The 6,000-nt window shown below is 74.0% G+C and carries 5 protein-coding genes; 4 read left to right on the forward strand and 1 reads right to left on the reverse strand.

Annotated features, from left to right (window positions below; all coding sequences use genetic code 11):
- Window positions 1–21 precede the first annotated feature (21 nt).
- From ABTZ17_RS07900 to ABTZ17_RS07915, 4 genes are all read left to right on the forward strand, one after another.
- A complete protein-coding gene (locus ABTZ17_RS07900; RefSeq protein WP_352194645.1) occupies window positions 22–882 on the forward strand; it encodes an ABC transporter ATP-binding protein in 861 nt (286 codons plus the stop codon).
- The gene (locus ABTZ17_RS07905; protein WP_352194646.1) at window positions 879–1,889 is read left to right on the forward strand and encodes an iron-siderophore ABC transporter substrate-binding protein; all 1,011 of its coding nucleotides are present in this window, start codon (window positions 879–881) and stop codon (window positions 1,887–1,889) included. Before ABTZ17_RS07900 ends, ABTZ17_RS07905 begins: the two co-directional genes overlap by 4 nt.
- Before the next feature lie 67 nt (window positions 1,890–1,956).
- Complete coding sequence (locus tag ABTZ17_RS07910; protein ID WP_352194647.1) at window positions 1,957–4,023, forward strand: iron ABC transporter permease; 2,067 nt, start codon at window positions 1,957–1,959, stop codon at window positions 4,021–4,023.
- An 81-nt stretch (window positions 4,024–4,104) separates the two neighbouring features.
- On the forward strand, window positions 4,105–4,824 hold the full coding sequence (locus ABTZ17_RS07915) for a transporter substrate-binding domain-containing protein (protein WP_352194648.1): 720 nt from the start codon (window positions 4,105–4,107) through the stop codon (window positions 4,822–4,824).
- 180 nt (window positions 4,825–5,004) lie between these two features.
- On the opposite strand, the gene ABTZ17_RS07920 is transcribed toward ABTZ17_RS07915, so the two are convergent.
- Window positions 5,005–5,811, reverse strand: coding sequence for a VOC family protein (locus ABTZ17_RS07920; RefSeq protein ID WP_352194649.1), 807 nt, complete (start codon window positions 5,809–5,811; stop codon window positions 5,005–5,007).
- Window positions 5,812–6,000 lie beyond the last annotated feature (189 nt).

Raw genomic sequence — 6,000 nt, forward strand, 5'->3', positions numbered from 1 at the left:
GGTTAGGCTAACCTTCGCTCCGTGCAGAACGGAGAACAGAACCCCGAGGCCCTCGGCCCCAAGGGTCATGAACTGGCGGCCACGGGAGTCACCGTGGCGTACGACGGCGTCGACGTCGTCCACGACGCCGCCATGACCCTGCGGCCCGGAGCCGTGACCGTCCTCGTCGGACCCAACGGCAGCGGCAAATCCACGCTGCTGCGCACCTTGGCGCGACTCCAAAGGCCCCGTCGCGCCACGTTGGTCATCGACGAGAACACGGACGGACTCGCCCTGAGTCCGCGGGACTTCTCCCGGCACGTGGCCCTGCTGACCCAGGGCAGGCCCACTCCCAGCGGGCTGACGGTGCGGGACCTGGTCGAGTTCGGCCGGTACCCGTACCGCGGTCGCTGGGGTCGCACCGACCCCGGCGGCCGGGCCGCCGTGGACCGCGCGCTCGCCCTCACCGGAGTCGCGGAACTCGCCGACCGGGGCGCCGAACACCTCTCCGGCGGGCAGCTCCAGCGGGTCTGGCTCGCCGGCTGCCTCGCCCAGGAGACCGGCGTCCTGCTGCTCGACGAGCCCACCACCTACCTGGACCTGCGGTACCAGGTCGAACTCCTCGACCTGGTCCGCGACCTGGCCGACGACCACGGCATCGCCGTGGGCGCCGTCCTGCACGACCTCGACCAGGCCGCGGCCCTCGCCGACCGGATCGTCCTGCTCCACCAGGGGCGGATCGTCGCGGACGGGAACCCCGAGGAGGTCCTGACGGCCGAGCGGCTGACCGAGACCTACGGCATCCGCATCGAAGTCGACACCGACCCCCTCACGGGCCGGCTGCGCACCCGCGCGATCGGCCGGCACCACACGCGTAGCGAAAGGCTGAGCCCCACCCCATGAAGCGCCTCCTCCTCACCGCGACGGCAGCCGCCGCCGCGGCCCTCGCCCTGACCGCGTGCGGTACCACCGAGCCCGCCAAGGACACCGCCAAGTCCCCCGAGGCCGGGACCGGTTCCGCCAAGGCCGCGGGCCCGATCACCCTCACCGACTCCACCGGCGCCAAGGTCACCCTCGACGGCCCCGCCAAGAAGGTCGTCGGCACCGAGTGGAACGTCGTCGAGAACCTGATCTCCCTCGGCGTGGACCCGGTCGGCGTCGCCGACGTCAAGGGCTACAAGATCTGGGACCAGGCCGTCCCGCTCAAGAACGAGCCCAAGGACATCGGCACCCGCGGCGAGCCCAGCATGGACGCCGTCGCCGCCCTGGCCCCCGACCTCATCGTCGCCACCAGCGACCTGCCGCCGGCCGCGGTCAAGCAGCTCCAGAAGATCGCCCCGGTGATGACCGTGACCTCGGCCGACGCCAAGGACCCGATCGGGCAGATGACGAAGAACCTGGACCTCATCGCCCAGGCCACCGGCACCACCGACAAGGCCACCACCCTCAAGCAGGAGTTCGAGGCGAAGCTCGCCGAGGGCAAGAAGTCCCTGGAGGCGGCCGGACTCGGCGGCGCCCAGTACGCCTTCGCCGACGGCTACCTCGTCTCCAACCAGGTCTCCATCCGCCCCTACACCAGCGGTTCGCTGATCGGCGCGGTCAACGAGAAGCTCGGCCTGAAGAACGCCTGGAAGGTCCAGGGCGACCCGGCGTACGGCCTCGGCACCACCGACGTCGAGGGCCTCACCAAGCTCGGCGACGACGTCCACTTCGCGTACATCGCCAACAAGGACGACGACACCAGCACCCCCTTCACGGGCGTCCTCACCAAGGACAAGGTCTGGACCTCGCTGCCCTTCGTGAAGAAGAACACCGTGCACCGGCTGCCCGACGGCATCTGGATGTTCGGCGGCACCGAGTCGATGAACCAGTACGTCGACTCCGTCGTCACCGCGCTCACCAAGAAGTAACCCCGTCAAGGGCCGCCGCGGGAGTCCTCCCCGGCGGCCCGCCGGAAGGCGAGAAGAAGACACAGGCATGGCCGTCACCGCGACTCCCCCCGCCACCCGTCCGAAGAACACCCCCTCCCGGACGGGAGCGACCGCGGCGGCGGCCGCCCTGGCCCTGCTGGTCCTCGTCCTCGCGGTCGTGGACCTGACGCAGGGCACGGCCGCGGCCGGTGCCTCCGAGGTCTGGAAAGCCCTCACCGGCCGCGCCGAACAGGGCGACGCCTCCGTGATCGTCGCCTCCCGGCTGCCGCGCGCCGCCGCCGGACTCCTCGTCGGCATCGCGCTCGGCATGGCCGGAGCCGCCCTCCAGGCCATCAGCCGCAACCCGCTCGCCTCGCCCGACACCCTCGCCGTCAACGCCGGCTCGTACTTCTCCCTCGGCCTGGTCTCCGTCACCGGCCTCACCCTGCCCCTGGTCGCCTCCTCCGGCGTCGCCTTCCTCGGCGGCCTCGCCGCCGCGGCCGTGGTCCTCGGCCTCTCCGGCCTCGGCGCGGGCACCGTACGACTCGTCCTCGCCGGCAGCGCCCTCACCCTCGGTCTCAACGCCTTCACCGAAGCGCTCCTGCTGCTCTTCCCCCGGGAGACCGAGGGCCTCTACCAGTGGAACCAGGGCAACATCGCCCAGAACGGCTTCGACGGCATCCTCCAGATGCTGCCCTTCGCCGTCATCGGCCTCCTCGGGCTCCTCCTCCTCGCCCGCCGCGTGGACGCCCTCGCCCTCGGCGAGGACGCCGCCCGCGGACTCGGCGTGCCGGTCCGCTCCACCCGCGTCCTCACGGTCGTCCTCACCGCCATGCTCTCCGCGGCCGCCGTCACCCTCGCCGGCCCCGTCGGCTTCGTCGGCCTCTGCGCCCCCGCCCTCGTCCGGCCCCTCGCCAAGCGGCTCCGCGGCCTCACCCGCAACCGCGCCGCGATCCCCTTCGCGGGCCTCGTCGGCGCCGCCCTCGTGCTCGGCTCCGACGTCCTCCTGCGCGCCCTGATCAGCGCCGACACCGCCGTGGCCGTGCCCACCGGCGTCGTCACCAGCCTCGTCGGCGCCGTCTTCCTGATCGTCATGGCCACCCGGGTCCGCGACACCGCCGAGACCGCGCAGGCCGACCGGCTCCGGATCCGCAGCCGCGCCCGCTTCCTCACCGTCACCGCCGTCCTCGTCGCCGCCCTCGCGGGCACCGTCATCGCCGGGATCCTCCTCGGCGACAGCGTGCTCCTCCTCGGCGACGTCGCGAACTGGCTCAACGGACAGGCCGGGCGGGCCGTCGGCTTCGTCCTCGACACCCGGGTGCCGCGCGTCCTCGCCGCCGTCCTCGCGGGCGCCGCCCTCGCCCTCGCCGGCACCCTCGTGCAGGCCGTCACCCGCAACCCGCTCGCCGAACCCGGCATCCTCGGCGTCTCCGGCGGCTCCGCCCTCGGCGCCGTCCTCCTCGTCACCACCGTGCCGCTGGCCGGGACCTGGAGCGTGGCCGGGGCCGCCTTCGCGGGCGCCGCCGTCAGCTCCGTGATCGTCTTCGGACTCGCCGCCCGCGGCGGCTTCCGACAGAACCGGCTCGTCCTCGTCGGCTTCGGCGTCGCCACCGCCTCCGCGGCCCTGATCAGCCTCCTGATCATCCTCACCGACCCGTTCAACGCCACCAAGGCCCTGACCTGGCTGTCCGGTTCCACCTACGGCCGGACCTTCCTCGACTCGCTGCCCCTGGGCCTCGTCCTCACCCTCGGACTTGCCCTCGCCGTGGCCCGCCGCACCGAACTCGACCTGGTCTCCCTGGACGAGGACACCCCCCGCCTCCTCGGCCTCGGCCTCGGCCGCGAACGCCTCGGCTTCCTCGCCCTCGGTGTCCTCCTCGCCGCCACCGCCGTCGCCGCCGCGGGTACCATCGGCTTCGTCGGGCTCGTCGCCCCGCACGCCGCCCGCGCCCTCGTGGGCCGCCGCCACACCCGCGTCATCCCCGTGGCCGTGCTCCTCGGCGCCGTCCTCGTCGGCGTCGCGGACGTCGTCGGCCGTACCGTCATCGCCCCCGCCCAGCTCGGCGCCGGTCTCATGACCGCCGTCATCGGCACCCCGTACTTCCTGTACCTGCTGCTCCGCACCCGGCGCTGAGACGGGTCGCCGCCGGTCCTGCCACCCGGCCTACACTCCGGTCGTGACCGGCGGCGACAGCACGGAACGGACGGAGACGGCGTGAACGCGGACGCGGACCTCGTGAAGGACCTGGCCCCCGAAGGGGTGCTCCGGGCCTCCCTCAACCTCGGCAACCCCGTCCTGGCCCAGGGCACCCCCGAAGCCCCCGCCGGGATCACCGCCGACCTCGCCCGCGCCTTCGCCGCACGGCTCGGCGTGCCGGTGGAGTTCCTCTGCTTCGACGCCGCCCGCAAGTCCTACGCCGCCATGGCCGAGGGCCGCGCCGACCTCTGCTTCCTCGCCGTCGACCCGGCCCGCGAGGCCGACGTCGCGTTCACCGCCCCGTACGTCCTCATCGAGGGCGTCTACGCCGTCCCCCGCGAGTCGACCGCCCGCACCCCCGCCGACGTGGACACCACCGGCACCCGCATCGGGGTCAAGGAGGGCTCGGCCTACGACCTCCACCTCACCCGGCACCTCACCGCCGCCACCGTGGTCCGCGGGGCCGAGGGCGTGGACGTCTTCCGCGAACAGGGCCTGGAGGCCGGGGCCGGCATCCGTCAGCCCATGACCGCCTACGCCGCCGCCCACCCCGAAGTCCGCCTCGTCGAGGACGCCTTCATGCAGATCCGGCAGGCCGTCGGCACCACCGTGGGACGGGCGCCCGCCACCGTGGCCTGGCTCCGCGCCACCCTGGAGGAGCTCAAGGCCGACGGGACCGTCCGCGCCGCCCTCCTCCGCTCCGGCCAGTCCCCGGACCTCGCCGCCCCGCCCGCCTGACCCGCCCGGGCGCGCGCACGAGGTGCGCGGACGAGGTGCGCGCGGACCGTGTGCCGCTCCGGGTGCCGGTACGCCGACGGGCCCACGCCCCCACCGGGACCCGGGCCCGTCGCCGCTCCGGGTGCCGGTACGCCGACGGGCCCACGCCCCCACCGGGACGCGGGCCCGCACGGACACCGATCAGCGCGGGTCGGGCTGCTCCGGGTCCTGCTGGGTCCTGATGACCGCGAAGACCGCGCCCTGCGGGTCGGCGAGGACGGCCATCCGCCCCACCGGCATGTCGAAGGCCGGCGCGAGCACCGTGGCCCCGGCCCGCACCGCGGCGTCCTGCACGCTGTCGGTGTCGTCCACCGAGAAGTACACGAGCCAGTGCGGCGGGGTGCCGGGCGGGTGCTGCTCCAGCCCCATCATCCCGCCCACCGCACGGGAGTTGACCTTCAGCTCGGTGTACCCCTCGGCGCCGGGGATCTCCGTCGGCCCGGTGGTGAGGGGCAGCACGGCCTCGTAGTACGCGGCCGCGCCCTTGGTGTCGCTGGTGGCCAGCTCGTTCCAGATCATGGCCCCGGGCTCGTTGACGATCCCGGCCCCCGCGAAGACCCCCGGCTGCCAGACGCCGAAGACCCCGCCCTGGGCGTCGGCCAGCACGGCCATCTTCCCCAGGTCCATGACGTCCATGGCCTCCACGACCGTGGCACCGCCCGCCGCGGCGGAGGCGGCGGCCGTGGCCGCGGCGTCCTCCACGGAGAAGTACGTGGTCCAGGCGACCGGCGGCGCCGGGTCCGGGATGCTGCCGTCCGGGTTCATCGCCTTCATGATCCCGGCGACCGGCTGCCCCTTCAGGGTGCAGACGGAGTACCCGCCCTGCTCGGCCGGACCCACCTCGCCCTGCCAGCCCAGCAGGTCGCGGTAGAAGTCGAGGGCCGCCTGCTGATCGGGGACCATCAGATCGGTCCAGCAGGGCGTACCGGGCCGGTACGCACCGTTCATGTTCGCCACGGAACCTCCAGTTGCTCGTGTGGCGGGGGAAGGACCCCGGCCCCCTACCCGCCCCCCACCCCCCGAAGCGACCCGTCCGAGTGAACCGACCCCCCGAACCGGCGGCAGGACGGAACGGCGTGCCGGCGTGCCGGCGTGACCGGTACGGCCGCGGCCCCTCCCCCCGGGTGGGGGAGGGGC

The organism is Streptomyces sp. NPDC097619 (genome assembly GCF_040302735.1).
Taxonomy (GTDB): Bacteria; Actinomycetota; Actinomycetes; order Streptomycetales; family Streptomycetaceae; genus Streptomyces.